Origin of the sequence: Streptomyces coffeae (genome assembly GCF_016741875.1) — a bacterium.
In the GTDB taxonomy this organism is placed as follows: Bacteria; Actinomycetota; Actinomycetes; order Streptomycetales; family Streptomycetaceae; genus Streptomyces; species Streptomyces coffeae.
The window spans coordinates 1-20533 of the sequence record NZ_JAERRF010000058.1 but is presented as its reverse complement, the minus strand read 5'-3'; the positions used below and the strand labels follow the sequence as shown (position 1 = coordinate 20533).

Annotated in this window: 20 protein-coding genes and 1 tRNA gene; 6 read left to right on the top strand and 15 right to left on the bottom strand. The window is 71.0% G+C overall.

What is annotated here, in order from left to right; translation table 11 throughout:
- Positions 1-355: DNA-directed RNA polymerase subunit alpha C-terminal domain-containing protein (locus JK363_RS40220; protein ID WP_307822081.1), on the top strand; the 355-nt coding region annotated here is incomplete at its 5' end.
- 306 nt (positions 356-661) lie between these two features.
- Here the strand turns inward: JK363_RS40220 and JK363_RS44505 are convergent.
- On the bottom strand, positions 662-1408 hold the full coding sequence (locus JK363_RS44505; protein WP_201883290.1) for a GntR family transcriptional regulator: 747 nt from the start codon (positions 1406-1408) through the stop codon (positions 662-664).
- Positions 1409-1752: 344 nt separating this feature from the next.
- On the opposite strand from JK363_RS44505, the gene JK363_RS40210 reads away from it, so the two are divergent.
- A complete protein-coding gene (locus JK363_RS40210; protein ID WP_201883289.1) occupies positions 1753-2685 on the top strand; it encodes a hypothetical protein in 933 nt (310 codons plus the stop codon).
- 321 nt (positions 2686-3006) lie between these two features.
- Here JK363_RS40210 and JK363_RS40205 read toward each other — a convergent pair.
- Positions 3007-3088, bottom strand: a tRNA-Tyr gene (locus JK363_RS40205).
- A gap of 189 nt (positions 3089-3277) precedes the next feature.
- On the opposite strand from JK363_RS40205, the gene JK363_RS40200 reads away from it, so the two are divergent.
- Positions 3278-3766, top strand: coding sequence for a YajQ family cyclic di-GMP-binding protein (locus JK363_RS40200; RefSeq protein ID WP_201883288.1), 489 nt, complete (start codon positions 3278-3280; stop codon positions 3764-3766).
- A gap of 151 nt (positions 3767-3917) precedes the next feature.
- Here JK363_RS40200 and JK363_RS40195 read toward each other — a convergent pair whose 3' ends face one another.
- The 13 genes from JK363_RS40195 to JK363_RS40135 form a co-directional block, all read right to left on the bottom strand.
- Positions 3918-4472, bottom strand: a complete 555-nt coding sequence (locus JK363_RS40195; protein WP_201883287.1) for a GNAT family N-acetyltransferase — start codon at positions 4470-4472, stop codon at positions 3918-3920.
- A gap of 163 nt (positions 4473-4635) precedes the next feature.
- Complete coding sequence (locus JK363_RS40190) at positions 4636-5028, bottom strand: YccF domain-containing protein (protein WP_201883286.1); 393 nt, start codon at positions 5026-5028, stop codon at positions 4636-4638.
- Complete coding sequence (gene htpX, locus JK363_RS40185) at positions 5025-5888, bottom strand: zinc metalloprotease HtpX (RefSeq protein ID WP_201883285.1); 864 nt, start codon at positions 5886-5888, stop codon at positions 5025-5027. Before htpX ends, JK363_RS40190 begins: the two co-directional genes overlap by 4 nt.
- A 147-nt stretch (positions 5889-6035) precedes the next feature.
- Positions 6036-7619: an NADH-quinone oxidoreductase subunit N gene (locus JK363_RS40180; protein WP_372444949.1), complete on the bottom strand. Its 1584-nt coding sequence runs from the start codon at positions 7617-7619 to the stop codon at positions 6036-6038.
- On the bottom strand, positions 7619-9214 hold the full coding sequence (locus JK363_RS40175) for a complex I subunit 4 family protein (RefSeq protein ID WP_201883284.1): 1596 nt from the start codon (positions 9212-9214) through the stop codon (positions 7619-7621). The genes JK363_RS40180 and JK363_RS40175 overlap by 1 nt, the downstream gene beginning before the upstream one ends.
- A gap of 3 nt (positions 9215-9217) precedes the next feature.
- Positions 9218-11233 carry an NADH-quinone oxidoreductase subunit 5 family protein gene (locus JK363_RS40170; RefSeq protein ID WP_201883283.1) on the bottom strand — a complete coding sequence of 672 codons (2016 nt, stop codon included), beginning with the start codon at positions 11231-11233 and terminating at the stop codon, positions 9218-9220.
- The gene (nuoK, locus tag JK363_RS40165) at positions 11230-11631 is read right to left on the bottom strand and encodes an NADH-quinone oxidoreductase subunit NuoK (RefSeq protein WP_201883282.1); all 402 of its coding nucleotides are present in this window, start codon (positions 11629-11631) and stop codon (positions 11230-11232) included. The genes JK363_RS40170 and nuoK overlap by 4 nt, the downstream gene beginning before the upstream one ends.
- Positions 11631-12266, bottom strand: a complete 636-nt coding sequence (locus JK363_RS40160; RefSeq protein ID WP_372444948.1) for an NADH-quinone oxidoreductase subunit J family protein — start codon at positions 12264-12266, stop codon at positions 11631-11633. Before JK363_RS40160 ends, nuoK begins: the two co-directional genes overlap by 1 nt.
- Complete coding sequence (locus JK363_RS40155) at positions 12263-12874, bottom strand: NuoI/complex I 23 kDa subunit family protein (protein ID WP_201883281.1); 612 nt, start codon at positions 12872-12874, stop codon at positions 12263-12265. The genes JK363_RS40160 and JK363_RS40155 overlap by 4 nt, the downstream gene beginning before the upstream one ends.
- Positions 12874-13839, bottom strand: a complete 966-nt coding sequence (locus tag JK363_RS40150) for a complex I subunit 1/NuoH family protein (RefSeq protein WP_201883280.1) — start codon at positions 13837-13839, stop codon at positions 12874-12876. Before JK363_RS40150 ends, JK363_RS40155 begins: the two co-directional genes overlap by 1 nt.
- Positions 13836-15296 (bottom strand): NADH-quinone oxidoreductase subunit C, encoded by a 1461-nt coding sequence (locus JK363_RS40145; RefSeq protein WP_201883279.1) that lies wholly within the window; start codon positions 15294-15296, stop codon positions 13836-13838. The genes JK363_RS40150 and JK363_RS40145 overlap by 4 nt, the downstream gene beginning before the upstream one ends.
- Positions 15293-15934: an NADH-quinone oxidoreductase subunit B gene (locus JK363_RS40140; protein WP_201883278.1), complete on the bottom strand. Its 642-nt coding sequence runs from the start codon at positions 15932-15934 to the stop codon at positions 15293-15295. The genes JK363_RS40145 and JK363_RS40140 overlap by 4 nt, the downstream gene beginning before the upstream one ends.
- Complete coding sequence (locus JK363_RS40135; RefSeq protein WP_176181380.1) at positions 15925-16341, bottom strand: NADH-quinone oxidoreductase subunit A; 417 nt, start codon at positions 16339-16341, stop codon at positions 15925-15927. Before JK363_RS40135 ends, JK363_RS40140 begins: the two co-directional genes overlap by 10 nt.
- A gap of 268 nt (positions 16342-16609) precedes the next feature.
- Between JK363_RS40135 and JK363_RS40130 the strand changes: the two genes are divergently transcribed.
- The 3 genes from JK363_RS40130 to JK363_RS40120 all read left to right on the top strand — a co-directional run bounded on the left by JK363_RS40130 (position 16610) and on the right by JK363_RS40120 (position 20117).
- The gene (locus JK363_RS40130; RefSeq protein ID WP_201883277.1) at positions 16610-17824 is read left to right on the top strand and encodes a sensor histidine kinase; all 1215 of its coding nucleotides are present in this window, start codon (positions 16610-16612) and stop codon (positions 17822-17824) included.
- Between the two features lie 168 nt (positions 17825-17992).
- Positions 17993-19336: a sensor histidine kinase gene (locus JK363_RS40125; RefSeq protein WP_201883276.1), complete on the top strand. Its 1344-nt coding sequence runs from the start codon at positions 17993-17995 to the stop codon at positions 19334-19336.
- Between the two features lie 121 nt (positions 19337-19457).
- Entirely contained in the window at positions 19458-20117 is a 660-nt protein-coding gene (locus JK363_RS40120; protein WP_201883291.1) for a response regulator transcription factor, read from the top strand.
- Positions 20118-20533 lie beyond the last annotated feature (416 nt).

Here is a 20533-nt window from a genome sequence, read left to right as displayed (position 1 = left end):
CGCCCGCGAGCTGAACGTGGACGCCGAGGGCATCGACATGGGCCCGTCCCCGACGGACTCCGCCCTGGCCGCCGACATGGCGCTGCCGATCGAGGAGCTGGAGCTGACGGTCCGCTCGTACAACTGCCTCAAGCGTGAGGGCGTCCACTCCGTGGGTGAGCTCCTGGCCCGTTCCGAGGCGGACCTGCTCGACATCCGCAACTTCGGTGCGAAGTCGATCGACGAGGTCAAGGCGAAGCTGGCCGGCCTGGGCCTGGCGCTCAAGGACAGCCCGCCCGGATTCGACCCGACCACCGCTGCCTTCGACGCGGACGATAACGCGAGCACGGGTTTTATGGAGACCGAGCAGTACTGAACGCTGAGCCGGGTCGCGGGGGAGCCAGGAAGGCAGAGGAGCCAGCGATGAACACCAGCCGACCGCACCCGGCTCCCCGAGGGGCCACCGCACGGGCATCGGCCGGGCTGGAGCAGGGCGGAGGCAGGAGCGCAGGCCCGGCCGGGGGCCGGGCAGCGCGCGGGGAGCGGGGCGAGCCGCCTTGATGTCGCAGAGCAGGTTGTAACTCAACAGCCGCCAGCTGAGCCCAAAGACGACGGTCAGAGCAGAGAGAAGGCGGCCCAATCAGCAAGCTCCCTACCGATAGGACCGCCTCGACCTGGGCTGTCAGCGTGAGACCACCGGGGTGGTGACGACAGCCATAGCTCGGTCACCTGACAGGACGACGAGGGATGCCTCGACCGTTCGTCCCTCGGTGTCGATGGATGAGCGCTGGATCGCCAGCACGGAGACTCCCACGCCAACGATGCCCAGCTCGCGCGCCTCTTCGACGGTCGGCGGGCGGGCTGTCAGACGTTGCTCGATGCGGTCCAGCTTGAAGCCCGCGGCGTCGAGTTGTTTGTGGAGATGATCGCTCCACGGAGATGGGGTGGTGGAGGGGAGTTGTGGGGTGCTCGGCATGAGCTCGCGAATCAGGTACGAGCGTGAGAGTCCGTGTGGGGCGGGTTCGCTGTGGCGCTGGCGTCGGTAGACGTACTCGACCAGGCGTGTGCCGGGCGGCACCTTCATGAGTGCGGCCACGTCTTCGGCCGCATCGACTTCGCACACGCTGACAACGGTCTCCAAGGGGGCATCGATCGCGCTCAGCGCCACGGTGGGTGCTCCCCCGATGTCCCGATCGCTGGTGTACTCGACAAGACTCACCGCCCCTCGGACATAGTTTCCGCTTCCGTGCCGCTTCTCGATCAGCCCTTCGGCTTGGAGGAGGCCGAGGGCCATCCGCATCGTCGGCAAGCTCGTCCGGTACTCCGCGGCCAGAGTTGTTTCTGCTGGAAGCCGTGCGCCGGCCGCCAGGTCGCCCGCGTGGATCTTCTGACGGAGGTCGTCAGCGATGGACTCGTAGCGTTTGGGCACCCGGGGTCACCTTTCTGTAGCCCATGGGGAGTCGAGCCCCGACTTCAGGCGCCGGGGAGTGGGGCGGCGGGGGTCGCCCTGGACTGAGTAGCGGCAGTTCGGGGAGCCTTCGGGGATCGGCGGACGCTAAATTCGACGGAACGAAGGTTAGCGGCGATGTGAACTTCCGAACGGCAGTATTCGAACAGGCCTCTGCAATCGGACCGCTGATGTGCTCAGGGACGCTGGATTTGTCAGAGGCGGTGTTTGGAACCGCTGTGACTATCGAAGCGGCATCGAGGGATCTGCATTGCCAACGAACACGGTGGAGCTCCACAGCCGCATTGCGGCTGCGGCACGCCTGTGTGGACCTGAGCGACGCGGTGCTGGAATACCCGCTGAACATCGCCGCCTACTCCCGGCCCTTCGTCGTGGACGGTGCAGAGATGGCCGAGGCCGGCCTGACAGACCCGCGCGTGGGCGTCGTGTCACTGCGAGGCGTTGACGCGGCGCACCTGGTGCTCACCAACGTGGACCTCAGCGAGTGCCTATTCTCCGGAACGATTCATCTCGACCAGCTGAGACTAGAAGGGCGCTGCCCTTTGGCGAGCGCCCCTTCTGGGCTGGGTAGGCGTGCCTGGTGGGTGCGCTGGACACCACGGCAGACGCTGGCCGAAGAGCAGTACTGGCGTGCTTCCCGCGGCAGCGCCGGCAGCAGCTGGACGCCTGCTCCGGAGGGGGTGGAGGTACTGAGGCCAGCCGCACTGGCACCGGTGTACCGCCAGCTACGCAAGGCCTTCGAGGACGGCAAGAACGAACCCGGCGCCGCCGACTTCTACTACGGCGAGATGGAGATGCGGCGGCACGACCACGAGACCCCTCGTGCCGAACGGGGCCTGCTCGGCGCGTACTGGGCACTGTCCGGATACGGGCTGCGGGCTTCTCGCGCCGTCGGCTGGTTGCTGATGGCCCTGACTGCAACTGTCCTGGCGATGATGCTGTGGGGTGTGCCGCAGGAAGCCCCCAAGCCGAGAAGCACCGGTGCTCTCACCGGCCGCAGCATCACGATGACTACGGACACTCCCGATCCGGTCAACCCCGAGGGGCCATATCGTGAGCGTCTGTCCACGAAGCGGTTCGAAAAATCCCTGCGGGTAGTGATCAACTCGGTGGTCTTTCGCTCTTCCGGCCAAGAACTGACCACTGCGGGCACCTACACCGAAATGGCTTCCCGCCTGGTCGAGCCAGTCCTGCTCGGCTTCGCCGTCCTGGCTATCCGCGGCAGGGTGAAACGCTAGTTGCTCAATGCCAGCATCGGCCCTGGGCTGGGCCCAGGCTGCGAAGCCGACCTCACGGCTCGCTGACCGCAGCGGGTGTGCTGCGTCACCCCGGGGCCGGACGCCTCGACGCAGTCGGGCGCGGCAAGCTGCGTCACGAACATTGGGCAGGCGGATCAAGGCCATGGCTCAGCGACAGTACCGCCCGTCCACAGGTCGTCCAGACGCACTGGTAGAGCACGGCACAGAGCGATGTGGAGCGAGACAGTAACCCTGACTCCGCACTGTCATGAGAACGGCCCCCGGCCGCGTTTCCGCAGCTCGGGGGCCGTTTACCCAGTGTGGCGGCGCCAGGATTCGAACCTGGGTAGGCTAAGCCGACGGATTTACAGTCCGCTCCCATTGGCCACTCGGGCACACCGCCTGGGATGTGGCCAGGTGCTCCGCTTGCGCGTCGCTGATCCCTGGCAACGACGTAAACAATACCTGATGCGGAGGGGTGGTTCGCCACCCGGTTGATCGCCTCTGGATCATGGCCGAGATCGCTAGGCTGACTGATGCGGTCCGAGGGGCCGTGCCACTGACGGATCTACGTACGAGGAGCCAACTCAAGATGGCCGACTCCAGTTTCGACATCGTCTCGAAGGTCGAGCGGCAGGAGGTCGACAACGCTCTCAACCAGGCGAGCCGCGAGATCTCCCAGCGCTACGACTTCAAGAACGTCGGCGCCTCGATCGAGTGGTCGGGCGAGAAGATCGAGATGCGCGCCAACTCCGAGGAGCGGGTGAAGGCGATCCTCGATGTCTTCCAGTCCAAGCTGGTGAAGCGCGGGATCTCGCTGAAGTCGCTGGACACGGGCGAGCCGCAGGCCTCGGGCAAGGAGTACAAGATCTTCGCCTCGTTGCAGGAGGGGATCACCCAGGACAACGCGAAGAAGGTCGCCAAGATCATCCGCGATGAGGGGCCGAAGGGCGTCAAGGCGCAGGTGCAGGGTGATGAGCTGCGGGTGTCGTCCAAGAGCCGGGACGACCTCCAGTCGGTGATCGCGCTGCTCAAGGGCAAGGACTTCGACTTCGCGCTGCAGTTCGTGAACTACCGCTAAAGCCATTCTGACCTGCGCGAACGCCATCACGCAGACGTCGCGGGGCACAACGGGGCACATCGCCGAGCAATGTCTCAGCGGGTGTCCTCGTTGTGCCCGCGTCACCCAAGAGCTTCACTGCGGGTGACGCCCACGGTGCCCTCCGCTCCGCTCAGCGGAGGGCGAGCAGCAACACATCGTGGAGGTCGGCCTCCGCCCACGGGCGCGCCTCGCCGACCTTGCGATAGCCCCATGCGTGGTACGCGGTCGTCGCCGCCACGCTGTCCGGATGAACATTGAGGAGCACCCGCTCGGCCTCGATGCCGTCGAGCAGAGCCTCGTGCAGTCGGCGGGCCATGCCACGCCTGCGCCAGGGACGACGAACGGCGAGTTCCATGAGCCCGAAGGTGCGGTGTCCGGTCTCTCGTCGCAGGTCGTCGGAGACGGGCTCGGTCAGTTTGTCCCACCACTCCGCGTCGGGGCCGAGCAGGGAGCCGTACGCCATGCCGACCGGCTCGCCGTCCTCGGTCCGGGCAAGGGTGGCACGGAAGGTGCCCTTGCGGGTCTGGGAGGGGAAGCGGCGGAAGGCGGCGTCGATATCGTCCGCGGTCTCCTCGTAGGGCGGTTCCGCGAAGGCTTCGGCGTAGACCAGCCGGATCGCGTTCTCGGCCCGCGCTGCGGCCCGGCCGTCCAATCGCTCGACGGTGATGGTTCCTGGTGGCGTCACGTGGTGCTCCCTCGGTGAAACGCTTGGATCTTCCCCAACAGGCGCGGAGACGAGATGCGAGCTTCACACACGCTTGGGCTGATGGGCCCGGACGTACCTGTCGGCTGTGGCGCAGTCCACCCCGAACGGGCCGAGAAGCGGGACCAGTTGGGTCCGGTTCTCCTCAGCGCCCCGCGAAGGGCTGGTCCGTGCGGACGATCTCGTGGCCCAGGGGGGTGAGGGAGATCGGGATCAGCTTGAAGTTGGCCAGGCCCAGCGGGATGCCGATGATCGTCAGGCACATCACCACGCCGGTGATGATGTGGCCGAGGGCGAGCCACCAGCCCGCGAGGACGAGCCAGAGGACGTTTCCGACGCAGGAGGGGGCGCCGGCGTCGCGGCGGGGGACGGCCATGCGGCCGAAGGGCCATAGGGCGAAGCCCGCGATGCGGAACGAGGCGATGCCGAAGGGGATGCCGATGATGGTGATACACAGCAACAGCCCGGCCAGTAGATAGCCGAGGGCCATCCAGAGGCCGCCGAACACCAGCCAGATGATGTTCAGGATCGTCTTCATCGCTGGTTGCCTGCCATCTCTTCGAGCCGGGCGATGCGCTCGCCCATGGGCGGGTGGGTGGAGAAGAGCTTGGACATGCCGCCACCGGCCCCGAAGGGGTTGGCGATCATCATATGGCCGGCGGTCTCCAGACGGGGCTCAGGGGGCAGCGGGAGCTGCTTGGTCCCGGCGTCCAGCTTGCGCAGGGCGCCGGCGAGGGCGAGGGGGTCGCCGGTGAGCTGGGCGCCGGAGGCGTCCGCCTCGTACTCGCGGGAGCGGCTGACGGCGAGCTGGATGAGGGAGGCCGCGAGCGGGCCCAGGATCATGATCAGTAGCATGCCGACGAAGCCGGGGCCCTCGTCGTCGTCGGACCGGCCGATGGGGATCAGCCAGGCGAAGTTGACCAGGAACATCACCACGGTGGCCAGGGCACCCGCGACCGACGAGATGAGGATGTCGCGGTTGTAGACATGGCTCAGCTCATGGCCGATGACCCCGCGCAGCTCACGCTCGTCGAGCAGCCGCAGGATGCCGTCGGTGCAGCACACCGCCGCGTTCCGCGGGTTGCGGCCGGTCGCGAAGGCGTTGGGGGCCTCGGTCGGGGAGATGTAGAGGCGGGGCATGGGCTGGCGGGCGGCCGTGGAGAGCTCGCGGACCATGCGGTAGAGCTGGGGGGCCTCGAATTCGCTGACGGGACGCGCGCGCATGGCGCGCAGGGCCAGCTTGTCGCTGTTCCAGTAGGCGTAGGCGTTGGTCGCGAGGGCGACGAAGACCGCGATGATCAGTCCCGTACGGCCGAAGAGGCTGCCGATGACGATGATGAGCGCGGACAGTCCCCCGAGGAGTACGGCGGTCTTCAGCCCGTTGTGCCGGCGGTGCACGGTACGCCCTCCCAAGTAGTGCCGCGGGGGAACCTTCGGTGGGTGTCTCCACCTTCCAGTGGACCCTCCCGAACTGGTCAACGCCAGGTGAGAGCCTCTAGTTCCCTTGTGCACACGGCTGAGCGCCGCCGACCGGTGAGGATCGGATCACAGCAGCGTGCCCGAGGCGAAGCGGAGCACGAGCTGAGGGGCGCCGGACAGGGCGATGCCGAGGACGGCGGCCAGGCCGATGGCGGCGGTGAGCGGGGCCGCCGCCGTCCGGGGGAGAGCCGCCTCCCCCGTGGGTGCCGCGGCGGTCTCCGCGGCAGGGGCGCGGAAGAGCGCCGCCGTCCACTGGAGGTAGTAGTAGAGCGCGATCACCACGTTCACGGCCATCACCACGGCCAGCCAGCCCAGCCCGGCGTCGACGGCCGCGGAGAAGACGGCCACCTTGGCGAAGAGCCCGATGATGCCCGGGGGCAGCCCGGCCAGGCAGAGCAGGAAGAAGCCGAGGGCGAGGGCGGCGGCCGGGCGGGTGGCGTACAGGCCGCGGTAGTCGGTGAGCCGGTTGCCCGGGCTGGTACGGGCCACCAGGGCGGCCACGGCGAACGCCCCGAGGTTCACGGCCGCGTACATCAGGGCGTAGGCGACGGTGGTGCCCACGGAATGGGAGATCTCCTTCGCGCTGTCCCCGTACCCGGCGGCGGCGATCGGCACCAGGAGGTAGCCCGCCTGCGCGACCGAGGACCAGGCGAGCAGCCGGACGGCGCTGAAGGCGCGCTCGGGGCGCTGGCGCAGCGCCGCGGCGTTGCCGGCGGTCATGGTCAGCGCGGCGAGAACGGCGACCACCGGGCCCCACACCTCGGCGTAGGACGGGAAGGCGAGGACGGTCACCAGGATGAGGCCGGAGAAGCCGACCGCCTTGCCGACGACGGACAGATAGGCGGCCACCGGAACCGGCGCGCCCACATAGGTGTCCGGCACCCAGAAGTGGAAGGGGACGGCCGCGGTCTTGAACGCGAAGCCGACCAGGGTGAGCACGACGCCCGCCTGGGCGAGGGTGTCGAGCCGCGGATCGACGTGGGTGAGGCCCTCGGCGATCCGGGACAGATGGAGGCTGCCGGTGGCGGCGTAGACGAAGCTGACGCCGAGCAGCATCACGGCCGTCGCGGTGACCGAGGAGAGGAAGAACTTCAGCGCGGCCTCGGAGGAGAGGCGGTCGCCGCGGCGCATGCCGACCAGGGCGAAGGCCGGGAGGGAGGCCACCTCCAGGGCGATGACGAGGGTCGCCAGATCGCGTGAGGCGGGCAGCAGGGCCGCGCCGGAGGCGGAGGACAGCAGCAGGAACCAGAACTCGCCCGCGGGGAGTTTGAGATCGGCGACATTGCTGATGGACAGCAGCGCGGTGAGCAGCGCCCCGCCGAGCACCAGGAACTGGATGACGAGCGCGAAGCTGTCGGCCGTGTAGCTGCACACATCGGCGTCGGAGGTCAGACAGAAGGTGGAGCGGTCGCCGTTCACCAGCGGCAGCAGGCTGAGCGCGGCCAGGGCGAGACCCCCGACGGCCAGCCAGCCCAGCAGGGGCTTGCGGCCCTCGGGCAGGAAGAGGTCGGCGACGAGGCAGACCAGGGCGGCCACGGCGGCGATGGTGGGCGGGGCGATGGCGAGCCAGTCGACCGACTGGACCAGGCTCCCGGCCAGCGCCGGGGAGTCCATGGCGAGCCCGGAGGGGCCCGCAGCGATCGGGGTCATCACTTGCCTCCCGCGAGGAGCTGCTGCACGGCCGGGTCGCTGAGGCCGAGGAGGGCCGCGGGCCAGAGTCCGGCGAGGACGGTGAGGGCCACCAGAGGGCTCCAGGCGGCGGCCTCGTGGCCGCGGACGTCGGCCAGGGCGGGCCGTTCGGCCCCCGGTTCTGCGGGGTGCTGTCCGGGCTCGGCGGGGTGGTCGCCCATGCACACACGCCGTACGACGACGAGCATGTAGGCGGCGGTCAGCAGGGTGCCGAATCCGGCGAGCGCCATGAAGGTGAGGTACGCCGGGCGGCTGAGCCCGTCGGCGGGTTCGAACGCGCCGAACATGGCGAGCATCTCGCCCCAGAACCCGGCGAGTCCGGGCAGCCCCAGGGAGGCGACGGCGCCGAAGGCGAGCAGTCCGCCCAGGCGCGGCGCCCGCCCGTAGAGGGCCGCGCCGCTGGTGCCCGAGAGCTGGTCGAGATCGGTGGTGCCGGTGCGGTCCTTGAGAGCGCCGACGAGGAAGAACAGCAGCCCGGTGATCAGGCCGTGGGCGATGTTGGCGAACAGCGCGCCGTTGACCCCGGTGGGGGTGAGGGTCGCGATGCCCAGGAGGACAAAGCCCATGTGGCCGACGGAGGAGTAGGCGATCAGCCGCTTGAGGTCGCCCTTGGCGCCGCTGCGCGCGAGCGCCAGACAGGCGAGCGATCCGTAGAGGATGCCCACGACGGCGAACGCGGCGAGGTAGGGCGCGTAGGTGTGGGCACCGTCGGGGGTCATCGGCAGCACGATGCGCACCAGTCCGTAGGTGCCCATCTTGAGCAGGACGCCCGCCAGGAGGACGGAGCCGACGGTGGGGGCGGCCGTGTGAGCGTCGGGGAGCCAGCTGTGCAGCGGCCACATCGGAGCCTTGACGGCCAGTCCCACGATGATGGCCAGGGCCGCGATCAGCTGGGTGGTGTGGCTGAGCCCGGAACCCTTGTCGGAGGCGAGTGCCACCATGTCGAAGGTGCCGCCCTTGAGCCCGACGAGGAGGAGGCCGAGCAGCATGACGACGGAGCCGAGCAGCGTGTAGAGGATGAACCGCCAGGCGGCGCGCTCCCGTTCGGCGCCTCCCCATCGGTTGATGAGGAAGTACATCGGGATGAGCACCATCTCGAACGCCAGGAAGAACAGCATCAGGTCGAGGACCGCGAAGCTGGCGAGGGTGCCGCCCTCCAGGAGCAGCAGCAGCGAGACGAACGCCTTGGGCGACGGCCCGGCGGGCGGGTTGTAGTAGCCGTAGAGCGCGCAGAGGAACGTCAGCAGCGCGGTCAGCACCAGCAGCGGCAGGGAGACACCGTCCACCCCGAGGTGGATCCGGATGTCCAGCGCCGGGATCCAGCTGACATCGGTCTGCCCCTGCATCCGGGCCGGGTGGTCGTGGTCGAACCCGGCGGCCAGGGCGATGGCGGCGGCCAGCACCGCGCCGGTGACGGTCACCCCGTGCCGGAGCACGGCCTGCTCGGGGCCGCGACCGCGCAGCCCGGGCGGGGCCGGGAGCAGGGCGGCGACGGAGCCGAGCAACGGCAGCACGACCAGGGCCAGGAGGAGGGCTTGCAGGGTGGTGTGGTTCACGGGTCAGGCTCCCGCTGCGACGAGGACGGCGGCGACGGCCAGGACGAGGGAGCCCGCGAGCAGTGCGCCGAGATAGGTCTGCACATTGCCGTTCTGGGCACGGCGGACGGCCGCGCCGAACAGGCCGGGCGCACCGGCCGCGCCGCGCACATAGGTCTCGATGACCGCGCGGTCGAGGAAGCGGACGAGACCGGCGGCGGCACGCACCGGGCGGACGAACAGCGCGCTGTAGACGGCGTCGAGGTGAAAGCCGGTGGCCGCGTGGCGGTGCAGCGGGCCGAGCAGCAGACGGCCGGGGTCGGCCGGGTCGGTCGCCCCGGCGACGGAGCCGTAGGCGGCCTCGTGGGTGGCGATGGCCTCGGCCTCGGAGACGGCGTCGGCGGCGTCCGGGTGGGCGGCCAGCGCGCCGAGCGGGAGGCGGGCGGCGCGGGCGGAGGTGTGCCGCCAGGCGCCGTACATCACCAGCGCTCCGGCGAGAGCCATGCCGGTGCCCAGGACGGAGGTGGTGAAGGTCGGGGTGAGGCTCTCGCCGTCGAACCAGTCGGGCAGGACGCCGTAGGCCAGGCCGAGCGCGGCGGTGGGCACGAACAGCACCCACAGCACGGCGTTCATGGCGACCGGCTGCTTTCCGTGGTCGGGGGCGGGCTCGCCCTTGCCCCGGAAGGCCATCAGCCACAGCCGCGCGGCGTAGCCGGCGGTGAGCAGGGCCGTGAGCACCCCGGCGACGAGCACGGTCCAGCCGACGCCCTCGGGGATGTCGGCGGTGTGGCCGGTGGCGGCGTGCTCGGCAGCGCCGAGGACGGCCTCCTTGGAGAAGAAGCCCGCGAAAGGCGGGAGGGCGGCGAGCGCGAGCAGCGCGACCGTCACGGTCCAGAAGGCGTCCGGGATCCGCTTGGTGAGGCCGCTCATCCGGGACATGGCGGCGAGCGAGTTGGTCCCGGCGGCGTGGATGATCACGCCCGCGCCGAGGAAGAGGAGCGCCTTGAACGCGCCGTGCGCGATGAGGTGGAAGACGGCGGCGCCGCGGTCGCCGACGGCCAGCGCGCCGGTCATATAGCCGAGCTGACCGACGGTCGAATAGGCGAGGACACGTTTGATGTCGTCCTGGGCGAGCGCGGCGAGCGCCGAACCGACCATGGTGACGGCCGCCATGGCGGCGAGCACGGCGAGCGCCGCGGCGGAGGAGACGAAGACGGGCAGCAGCCGCGCGATGAAGTAGACACCGGCGGCGACCATCGTCGCGGCGTGGATGAGCGCGGAGACCGGAGTGGGACCGGCCATCGCGTCGGGCAGCCAGGTGTGCAGCGGGAACTGCGCGGACTTGCCCGCGACCCCGGCGAGCAGCAGCAGCGCGATCAGGGTCGGATGGTCCAGCGGGGCGCCGGAGTCGGAGGTGAGCCGGGTGACGATCCCGCTGATGCGATACGTACCGGTGTCGCCCGCGAGCACGAAGATGCCGATCAGGAACGGGACATCGCCCAGCTTGGTGACCAGGAACGCCTTGAGGGAGGCGGACCGGGCGGCCGCGGTCTCCCAGTAGTGGCCGACCAGGAAGTACGAGCAGATGCCCATGATCTCCCAGCCGACCAGCAGCACGATGAGGTCGTCGGAGTAGACGACGAGCAGCATCGCGGAGGTGAAGAGGGAGACCAGCGCGGCGTAGGAGGGGTAGCGCGGGTCGTCGCGCAGATAGCCGGTCGAGTAGATCTGGACGCACGTGGCCACGACGCCGACGAGGACCGCGACCAGGGCGGCGAAGCCGTCGATGTTCAGGGCGAGGTCGATCGGGACCGAGCCGGTGTCGGCGAGCCGGGTCGAGGCGTGCAGGGGCGCGGTTCCGGCGCCCTCTCCCCCGCCCTGGCGTACGGCGACGAGCACGGCGAGCGCGGCCGCGGCCAGGGTGGGCAGCACGGCGAGCGGGCGGACGAAGCCGGGAGCGCGGCGGCCCGCCCCGAGGCCCGCGAGGGCACCGAGGAAGGGCAGCAGGGGGACGAGAACGGCGGCGGTCGTGGTCGTCACGCGGTCTGCCTCCGAACGGGAGTTGCCTGGTCGGCGCCGTTGTCAGTGGGGGCTGTCACGCTGTCGTCAGCGGCGGGGGTGCCGGCCGGAGGCGGGTCGGCGAGGTCCCGGAGCCGGTCGACGTCGGCGGTGCCGCGGTTGCGGTGGACGAGGAGGACGATGGCGAGACCGATGCCGATCTCGGCGGCGGCGATGGCGATGGTGAACAGGGTGAGGGCCTGGCCCGCGTGCAGGGTGTCGCGGAGCCAGACGTCGAAGGCGACGAGGTTGAGGTTGACGGCGTTGAGCATCAGCTCGACCGACATCAGCACCAGGATCGCGTTGCGCCGGGCGAGCACGCCGTAGAGGCCGGTGCAGAAGAGGAGGACGGCGAGGACGGCGGGGTAGGCGAGGTGCATCAGCGCTTCTCCTTGCCGCTGTTGGTGGCGCTCTTGTCGCCGCTCGTGCCGCCGCGCTTGCGGGACAGGACGATCGCTCCGACGAGCGCGGCGAGCAGCAGCACGGACAGCGCCTCGAAGGGCAGCACCCAGTGCCGGAAGAGGCTGTCGCCGGTGACGGCGGTGGCGCCCTGTACGCCCTTGTCGAGGTCGATCCAGGTGGTCCGGAAGGCGTCCACGACCACCCAGACCAGCGCGGCAGCGGCGGCGATGGCCACCGCGAGCGCGGCCGGGCGGTTGCCCGAATCGGCGTCCGGTGAGCGGCCGATGGGCGCCTTGGTGAGCATCAGCCCGAAGAGGAGGAGGACCACAACGGATCCGACGTAGATCAGCACCTGCACCCAGGCGATGAACTCCGCCGTCAGCAGGAGGTATTCCACGGCGAGACCGCCGAGCGTGACCACCAGCCAGAGGGCCGCGTGCACCAGCTGCTTGGTGGTGACGGTGACGACGGCCGCGCCGAGGGTGGCGAGGCCGACGAGGAGGAAGGCGATCTCGACACCGGTGGGCGACAGGAAGCCGTGACCGGCGGCGGCGAGACCGTGACCGGCGAGCTCGCGGCCGGTTGCTGCCGCGAGCGCATGTGCGGAACTCACGATGCGGCTCCGTTCCCGCGGGAGGTGTCGCCGGGGGTCTCGCCGTCCGTGCTGGTGGTGCCGGCGGCTTCGGCGGCCGCGGCCGCCTCCGCGGCGGCCAGCTTGTCGGCGGCCTTGCGGGCGGCGGCGAGCTCCTTGGGCTCCTCCGCGGCCGGATCGAGCGCGGGCGGCGCGGGCACCGTCCACATCCACTCGCGGAGCTTGTCCCGCTCATGGGTGAGCTCGCGGATGTCGGTCTCGGCGTACTCGAACTCCGGTGACCAGAACAGCGCGTCGAACGGGCACACCTCGATGCAGATACCGCAGTACATGCACAGCGCGAAGTCGATGGCGAACCGGTCCAGCACGTTCCGGCTGCGCTCACGCCCACCGGGGGCGGCCGGGGGCACGGTCTCCTTGTGGGAGTCGATGTAGATGCACCAGTCCGGGCACTCCCGGGCGCAGAGCATGCAGACCGTGCAGTTCTCCTCGAACAGCCCGATCACCCCGCGGGTGCGGGGCGGCAGTTCGGGCTGTGCGTCCGGATACTGCGCGGTGTGCGACTTCCGCGTCATCGTGCGGAGGGTGACGGCCAGGCCCTTGGCCAGACCGGAACCGGGAATGCCCATCAGGAGATCACCACCTTGACGACGCCGGTGAGGGCGATCTGGGCCAGGGAGAGCGGGATGAGGCAGGTCCAGGCGAACCGCTGGAGCTGGTCCTCGCGCAGCCGGGGATAGGTCACCCGCAGCCAGATCACGACGAAGGCGAGGACTGCGGTCTTCAGCAGGGTCCACAGCCAGCCGAGGTCATCGGCGAACGGACCGTGCCAGCCGCCGAGGAAAAGCACGGTGGTCAGCCCGCACAGGATCACGATGCCCGCGTACTCGGCGAGCAGGAAGAGCGCGAAGCGCAGCCCGGTGTACTCGGTGTACGCACCGAAGATGATCTCGGAGTCGGCCACCGGGGCGTCGAACGGCGGGCGTTGCAGCTCGGCCAGGCCCGCGGTGAAGAACACCACCCCGCCGACGATCTGCCACGGCACCCACCACCACTCGAAGGCGTCGAGGATGCCGGGCAGCGAGACGGTGCCGGCGGCCATCGCCACGGACGCGGCGGTCAGCAGCATCGGCAGCTCGTACGCCATCAGCTGGGCGGCCGTCCGCAGACCGCCGAGCAGCGAGAACTTGTTGGCCGAGGCCCAGCCCGCCATCAGCGAACCCAGGACGCCGACGCCCATCACGGCGAGCACGAAGAAGATCCCGGCGTCCACGAACTGGCCGACGGCGCCCTCGGCGGGGCCGATCGGGATCGCGACGAGCACCAGGAGGTACGGGAGCAGCGCGACGGCAGGCGCGAGCTGGAAGATCCGCCGGTCGGCCCCGGCCGGGACGACGTCCTCCTTCTGCGCGAACTTCACGCCGTCCGCGACGAGTTGGGCCCAGCCGTGGAAGCCGCCCGCGTACATCGGTCCGAGGCGGCCCTGCATATGGGCCATCACCTTGTGCTCGGTCTGCCCGACGACCAGCGGGAGGACCAGGAAGGCGAGCAGCAGGGCGAGCAGTCGCAGCGCGACGTCGAGGACGTCGTTCACCCGGTGCCTCCTGGCTGGTCGTCGGTGGTGGTCTCGTCAGGGCGGGGGTCCTCGCCGGACGGGCGGGGTGGGGATTCGGCTCCGGGTTTCCCGGCGTCCGGTTTCCCGGCATCCGGTTTCCCGGCGTCCGATTCGTCGTACGCCGGGCGGGCGTGGTGCCAAGGCGCGTCGGAGGACCGCGTACGGCGCTCGGGCCGCGCGGCCGGGGCCGCGGCGTCCGACTCCGGATTCTCCGCGCCCGGGGTTCCGGTGGCGTCCGCGCGCCGGCCCGCCGAGCCGCCGCTCGCGCTGCGTGTCTGCCGAGTGGGCTGCTCGCCCCGAGCGGCGGCGTCGGGAGCTGGTGTCTCAGACGCGTCCGAGTCCGGTACCGCAGCGTCACGCCGACTGGCCGAGCCCTCACTCGCCGTCCGCGCGGTCTGCGCGGGCTGCGTGGGCTGCTCCGGAGCGGCCGGAGGCGCGGCGTCCGGGGCCGGTGGCTCGGACGCGTCCGTCGCCGGGGCCACCGCCTCGCGCTGGCTCGCCGAGCCGCCGCTCGCGCTGCGCGCACGCCGCACCGGGCGCTCAGGCGCAGCCGGGGTCTCCGTCGTCGGCTCGGGGCCCGCGGCCGCCGACTGCCGGCTCGCCGAGCCCTCGCTCGCACTCCGCGCGCGCCGCGCGGGCCGCTCGGCGGGGGCTGCCGCGTCCGCCGCCGGCTGCTGGCTCGCCGAGCCCGCGCTCGCCGTGCGGGTACGGCGCGCCGGGCGCTCGCCCGCCGCGCGGGCGCCGCGCGCCGGACGGGCCGGGGCGGGCGGCAGTTGGCCCTTGAGCGGGCCCCATTCGTTGGGGTCGGGAACGCCCGGCGGCAGCATCTGCCGCCGCTTGGGCCCGCCGTGGTCCGACTCCCCCGGCTCCTTCGCGCCCGGCCACGCCTTGGCGACCCGGGCCGCCAGGACGAAGTCCTTGCGCAGCGGATGGCCCTCGAAGCCGTCGGGGAGCAGCAGCGGTGCCAGATGGGGATGGCCGGTGAAGCCGATCCCGAACATCTCGTGGGTCTCGCGCTCGTGCCAGCCCGCGCCGGCGTAGACGCCGGTGGCGGTGGGCAGCACGGGCGCGTCGTGCGGGACGGTGGTGCGGACCAGCAGCGTGCGCACCGCCGGGCCCGGGGCCGCGGGCCCCGCGAGCGCGACGACGTACGCGGCCACGCGGAAGCCCTCGCCCGGCTCGTCGACCGCGCTCAGCCAGTCGAAGTAGGTGCAGCCGAGGGTGTCGCGGGCCGTCTCCAGCGCCGCCGTCCAGGACTCGGCGGGGACGTCGACGGTGAGCAGGCCGTATGCCTCCGCCGCCGTGGCGCCCGCGCCGAACAGCTCGGCGGCGGACCGCGGCAGCCAGCCCACGGGCGGCGCGGCGGCGACCGGGGTCTCCGGGGCCTGCGCCGTCTCCTCCGGGGGCTCGATCGGTTCGTGTCGCTGCTCGGTCATCGGGTGTCTTCCTGCGCCGGAGGCTGCTGCCGAGGCTGCTCCGGCGGCGTGACCAGGCCGCTGCGGAGGGCGGCCGTGGAGGGACGGCCCGCGGCGGCGTCCGCGCCGTAGCGCTCGCCGAGCGACTCGCGGGCGATCTTCTCCTGGAGCTTGAGGATGCCCTGGAGCAGGGCCTCCGGCCGGGGCGGGCAGCCGGGGACGTACACATCGACGGGGATGATCTGGTCGACGCCCTTGGTCACCGAGTACGAGTCCCAGTACGGGCCGCCGCAGTTGGAGCAGGCCCCGAAGGAGATCACGTACTTCGGCTCCGGCATCTGCTCGTACAGCCGCTTCACCGCGGGCGCCATCTTGTCCGTGACCGTGCCGGAGACGACCATCAGGTCGGCCTGGCGCGGCCCCGGCGCGAAGGGGATCACGCCGAGCCGGATGAAGTCATGGCGGGCCATGGACGCCGCGATGAACTCGATGGCGCAGCAGGCCAGGCCGAAGTTGAAGACCCACAGGCTGTAGCGGCGGCCCCAGTTCAGGACCACCTTCATCGGCTCGGGGGCCAGCCGGGCGAGCGCGCCGAGGCGGCGGGGCTCCGGGAGGTTTACCGGAGCCGTCGCCGGGTTCGTCGTCGGTGTCACGTCCATTCCAGGACGCCCTTCTTCCATGCGTACAGCAGACCTACGGCGAGGAACCCGAGGAAGATGAACATCTCCACCAGCGTGGCGGCGCCGAAGCCGGGTGCGGCGAAGACCGTCGCCCACGGGAACAGGAAGATCGAGTCCACCGCGAAAATCACATACAAGAAAGCGTAGACGTAGTAGCGGACCTGGGTGTGTGCCCAGCCCTCGCCCACGGGGTCCACCCCGCACTCGTACGTCAGCAACTTCTCGGGCGTCGGCACCACGGGGCGCAGCAGCCGTCCGGCCCCGAAGGCCACCGCTACGAAGATCACCCCGACCGCTCCGAGCAGACCGACCACCGCGTATCCGTGGAAGTAGTCGGCCGCGAGCTGGACGCTGGTGGTGGTGCGCACGGTCGTCGCCTCCGGCACGTCCGCCCCTCGCTCCCTGATCCTGGCTGTCTGGCCTGCTCCTCGTCGACCTCGTGTGTTCGACGATCCGTACGGACGGAGTCTAGGCCCTGGCGGTCCCCGGCTGATCCGCCCGTCCGGCATGCGGCGGGGGCAGGCCCGGTACGCCGTGGGGCCGGGTCCGGCGGGCCGTGGGACGACGTCCCGCGTCCGGTGGGGTTAGCCCTACGTCCCGCCCGGCGACGTACCCCATGGCGCCGGTCCTTCGGGCCCGGCACTCTTGGCTGCTATGACCTCCCGTTCCTCCGGCCCGTCGGCCGGATCCTCCGGCTCCGCGGCCGGTGACGCCGATGAGCGCCTGCCCCGCCCGCCCGCCTTCGCCTTTCCCGCGCAGACGTGGAAGGAGATCGCCCATCTGCTGCTGAATCTGCCGGTGGGCATCGTCGGTTTCGTCTACGCCGTGGTCTGGCTGGCCCTGGGGGCGGGGCTGGCGATCACGGTGGTGGGGCTGCCGCTGCTGGCCGCCGGGCTGGTCGGCGGGCGGATGTTCGGCCGGTTCGAGCGGTCCCGGGCCAGGGCGCTGCTCTCGGTGCGGGTGGACGAGCCCAGCCGGCTGCCGCACGTGCGGGACCAGGGCTTCTTCGGCCGGCTGTGGACGAGTCTGCGGGACCCGGTGGGCTGGCGGAGCACCCTGTACGGCTTCATCCGGCTGCCCTGGGGTGTGCTCACCTTCGCCATCGCGCTGGTCTCGCTGTTCATCGCCTGGCCGGTGCTGCCCTGGATCGCCCGCGCGCTCACCAATGTGGACCGGGCGCTGGTGCGCGGGCTGCTGTCGCCCTCGGACGAGCTGGAGCGGCGGATCGCGGAGCTGGAGTCGGACCGGGGGACGGTGGTGGACACCGCCGCCGCCGATCTGCGCCGTATCGAACGCGATCTGCACGACGGAGCACAGGCCCGCCTCGTCGCCCTCGCCATGGACCTCGGTCTGGCCAAGGAGAAGCTCGAGGAGGACCCGGAGGCCGCGGCCAGGATGGTCGACGAAGCCCACGGCGAGGTCAAACTCGCCCTCCAGGAACTACGCGACCTCGCCCGCGGCATCCACCCCGCCATCCTCACCGACCGCGGCCTCGGCCCCGCCCTCTCCGCACTCGCCGCCCGCTGCACCGTCCCCGTCACCGTCACCGTCGACCTCCCCCACCGCCCCGCAGCCGCCATCGAGGGCATCGCCTACTTCACCGTCTCCGAACTCCTCCAGAACATCAGCAAACACAGCGGCGCCCGCACGGCGACGGTGGAGATGTGGCACGCGGACGGCAGGCTGCTGTTCCAGGTGCGGGACGACGGCCGCGGTGGGGCGAACACGGCCGGAGGCAGCGGACTGGCGGGGCTCGCGGAGCGGCTGGGCTCGGTCGACGGGCGGTTCACCGTGGACTCCCCGCCCGGGGGGCCGACGTCGGTCATCGCCGAGGTGCCCTGGCGGGACAGCGTTCCGACAGCCCGCTGAGGGATTCCGTACGCCCCGGAGGTAGGGCTAGCCCCCGGGCGAAGACGCCGACCTCCCCGATGGTCCGGCCCACCGCCCTCCGGGAGTCTTGAGGCACACGGACGACACCCACCCACCCACGTCGCGCAGTGCGCCGGACCACCGGCGCCCCGGAGAACGGACACCACGATGGCCACCGCATATGGACCGTACGGGCCGGGGGCAGAGCCCCGCGGCAGCTTTGCCGCGGCGCTGCGGGCGCCGTTCGGCGGCCGTGTCTGGCGCGAATTCCTCTATCTGCTGGTCAGCCTGCCGATGGCCATCCTCTTCTTTGTCTACACGGTCACGATGATCGCGCTGGGCGCCGGGCTGCTGATCACCTTCCTCGGGATACCGGTGCTCGGTCTGGCCCTCGCGGGCTGCCGGGGGCTGGGCTCCGTGGAGCGGGCGCGGGCTCGGGCGCTGCTCGGGCTGGAGGTGGCCGCCCCCGAGCCGGTCCGTCCGAGGAGCGGCAAGGACGGCCGCCCCCGGACCGGGCCGCTGGCCTGGGTGGGGGCGATGCTCAAGAGCGGCGCCTCCTGGCGCCATGCGCTCTACGCCCTGCTCCATCTGCCGTGGGCCATCTTCGGGTTCGTGGTGGCGATCGTCCTCTTCTGCTGCGGCTGGGGCTTGGCGACCTATCCGCTGTGGCGCTGGACCTTCTCCGCCTTCGGCGAACAGCCGGGCATACAGGTGTGGGGCGACCACAACGGGAGCGCGTTCTATCTGGACTCCCCGCTGGAGATCACCGCGACCTGTGCCGTCGGGGTGGTGGTGCTGCTGCTGACGCCGCCGACGATCCGCGGGCTGACCGCGGTCGACCGGCTGATGGTGTCCGGGCTGCTGGGTCCGTCCCGGCTGGCCACCCGGGTCTGGGAGCTGGAGTCGGACCGGGGGACGGTGGTGGACACCGCCGCCGCCGATCTGCGCCGTATCGAACGCGATCTGCACGACGGAGCACAGGCCCGCCTCGTCGCCCTCGCCATGGACCTGGGCCTGGCCAAGGAGAAACTCGAGGAGGACCCGGAGGCCGCGGCCAGGATGGTCGACGAAGCCCACGGCGAGGTCAAACTCGCCCTCCAGGAACTACGCGACCTCGCCCGCGGCATCCACCCCGCCATCCTCACCGACCGCGGCCTGGGCCCCGCCCTCTCCGCACTCGCCGCCCGCTGCACCGTCCCCGTCACCGTCACCGTCGACCTCCCCCACCGCCCCGCAGCCGCCATCGAGGGCATCGCCTACTTCACCGTCTCCGAACTCCTCCAGAACATCAGCAAACACAGCGGCGCCCGGAACGCCGGGCTCGATGTGTGGCGGGCCGAGGACCGGGTGATGCTCCAGGTCACCGATGACGGCCGGGGCGGAGCCAACACCTCCGCCGGATCGGGTCTCGCCGGTCTGGCCGAGCGGCTCGACGCGGTGGACGGCATCCTCATCGTCCATTCCCCGCCCGGCGGCCCGACCACGGTCACCGCCGAGCTGCCCTGGCGCTGACGGCCGGAAACGCCTGCCCCCACCGCTGCCCCACCGGGTCGGTGCGACGCGGGCGTCCAAATCCTGGGATGCTGGTCCCGACGAACCGAACGAACGGGGGCCGTGCATCGTGAAGGACAGAGTGCGGGTGGTCATCGCCGAGGATTCGGTGTTGCTGCGGGAGGGGCTGACCCGGCTGCTGACCGACCGTGGCCATGAGGTCATCGCGGGGGTGGGCGACGCCGATGCGCTGATCAAGACGATCCGCGAGCTGGCGGACGACGGCGCGCTGCCGGATGTGGTGGTCGCCGATGTGCGGATGCCGCCGACCCACACCGACGAGGGGGTGCGGGCGGCCGTCCGGCTGCGCCGGGACCACCCGGGACTGGGTGTGCTGGTGCTGTCACAGTACGTGGAGGAGCAGTACGCGACGGAGTTGCTGGCGGGCAGCAGCCGCGGGGTGGGCTATCTGCTCAAGGACCGGGTGGCCGAGGTCCGCGAGTTCGTGGACGCCGTGGTGCGGGTCGCCGAGGGCGGCACCGCCCTCGACCCGGAGGTGGTCGCCCAGCTGCTGGGCCGCAGCCGCAAGCAGGATGTGCTGGCCGGGCTCACCCCGCGGGAGCGGGAGGTGCTGGGGCTGATGGCGGAGGGCCGGACGAACTCGGCGATCGCCCGGCAGCTGGTGGTGAGCGACGGGGCGGTCGAGAAGCACGTCAGCAACATCTTCCTGAAGCTGGGACTGTCCCCGAGTGACGGGGATCACCGTCGGGTGCTCGCGGTGCTCACGTATCTCAATTCCTGATCGGGCGGTCAGGACCGTGGGCGCCGGTGTGACCTGCCGTCAGAACCCAGGTCCGGGCGGGGGTGTGCCCGGGGCGCCACGGCGCCAAAGCGAAGCCAAAGGCTGAACGGGGGATCAGCGGAAATGACAACACGGGGGAGGGTACCAGTCGTGTCAAATCGTGACATAAAGGGTCCACATAGTGATGTCCACCATGTGATCCAGCCAAGGAAGGCGACCCTTACCGACGTACGATGGTCATGGGACAACCGGTCGGCACCGACTGTCCAGGAGCGCCGCCTCAAGGGAGGTCCGAAGCAGTGACCAGCCAGGTCAGTAGCCCGGCCGAGCAGGCCGAACCAGCCGATCAGCAGGGCGGGCCCGAGCCCGCCGGGGGAGAGCGAACACCGGACGGCGGCAAGGAGATCCGCCGTCTG

What these genes read in the sequence shown, in the direction of transcription:
- JK363_RS40140 (WP_201883278.1), bottom strand. Translation starts at nt 15,934, where the DNA reads ATGGACGTGACACCGACGACGAACCCGGCGACGGCTCCGGTAAACCTC.
- JK363_RS40155 (WP_201883281.1), bottom strand. Translation starts at nt 12,874, where the DNA reads ATGGGCATTCCCGGTTCCGGTCTGGCCAAGGGCCTGGCCGTCACCCTC.
- JK363_RS40145 (WP_201883279.1), bottom strand. Translation starts at nt 15,296, where the DNA reads ATGACCGAGCAGCGACACGAACCGATCGAGCCCCCGGAGGAGACGGCG.
- JK363_RS40125 (WP_201883276.1), top strand. Translation starts at nt 17,993, where the DNA reads ATGGCCACCGCATATGGACCGTACGGGCCGGGGGCAGAGCCCCGCGGC.
- JK363_RS40130 (WP_201883277.1), top strand. Translation starts at nt 16,610, where the DNA reads ATGACCTCCCGTTCCTCCGGCCCGTCGGCCGGATCCTCCGGCTCCGCG.
- nuoK (WP_201883282.1), bottom strand. Translation starts at nt 11,631, where the DNA reads ATGCACCTCGCCTACCCCGCCGTCCTCGCCGTCCTCCTCTTCTGCACC.
- JK363_RS40190 (WP_201883286.1), bottom strand. Translation starts at nt 5,028, where the DNA reads ATGAAGACGATCCTGAACATCATCTGGCTGGTGTTCGGCGGCCTCTGG.
- JK363_RS40200 (WP_201883288.1), top strand. Translation starts at nt 3,278, where the DNA reads ATGGCCGACTCCAGTTTCGACATCGTCTCGAAGGTCGAGCGGCAGGAG.
- JK363_RS40180 (WP_372444949.1), bottom strand. Translation starts at nt 7,619, where the DNA reads ATGACCCCGATCGCTGCGGGCCCCTCCGGGCTCGCCATGGACTCCCCG.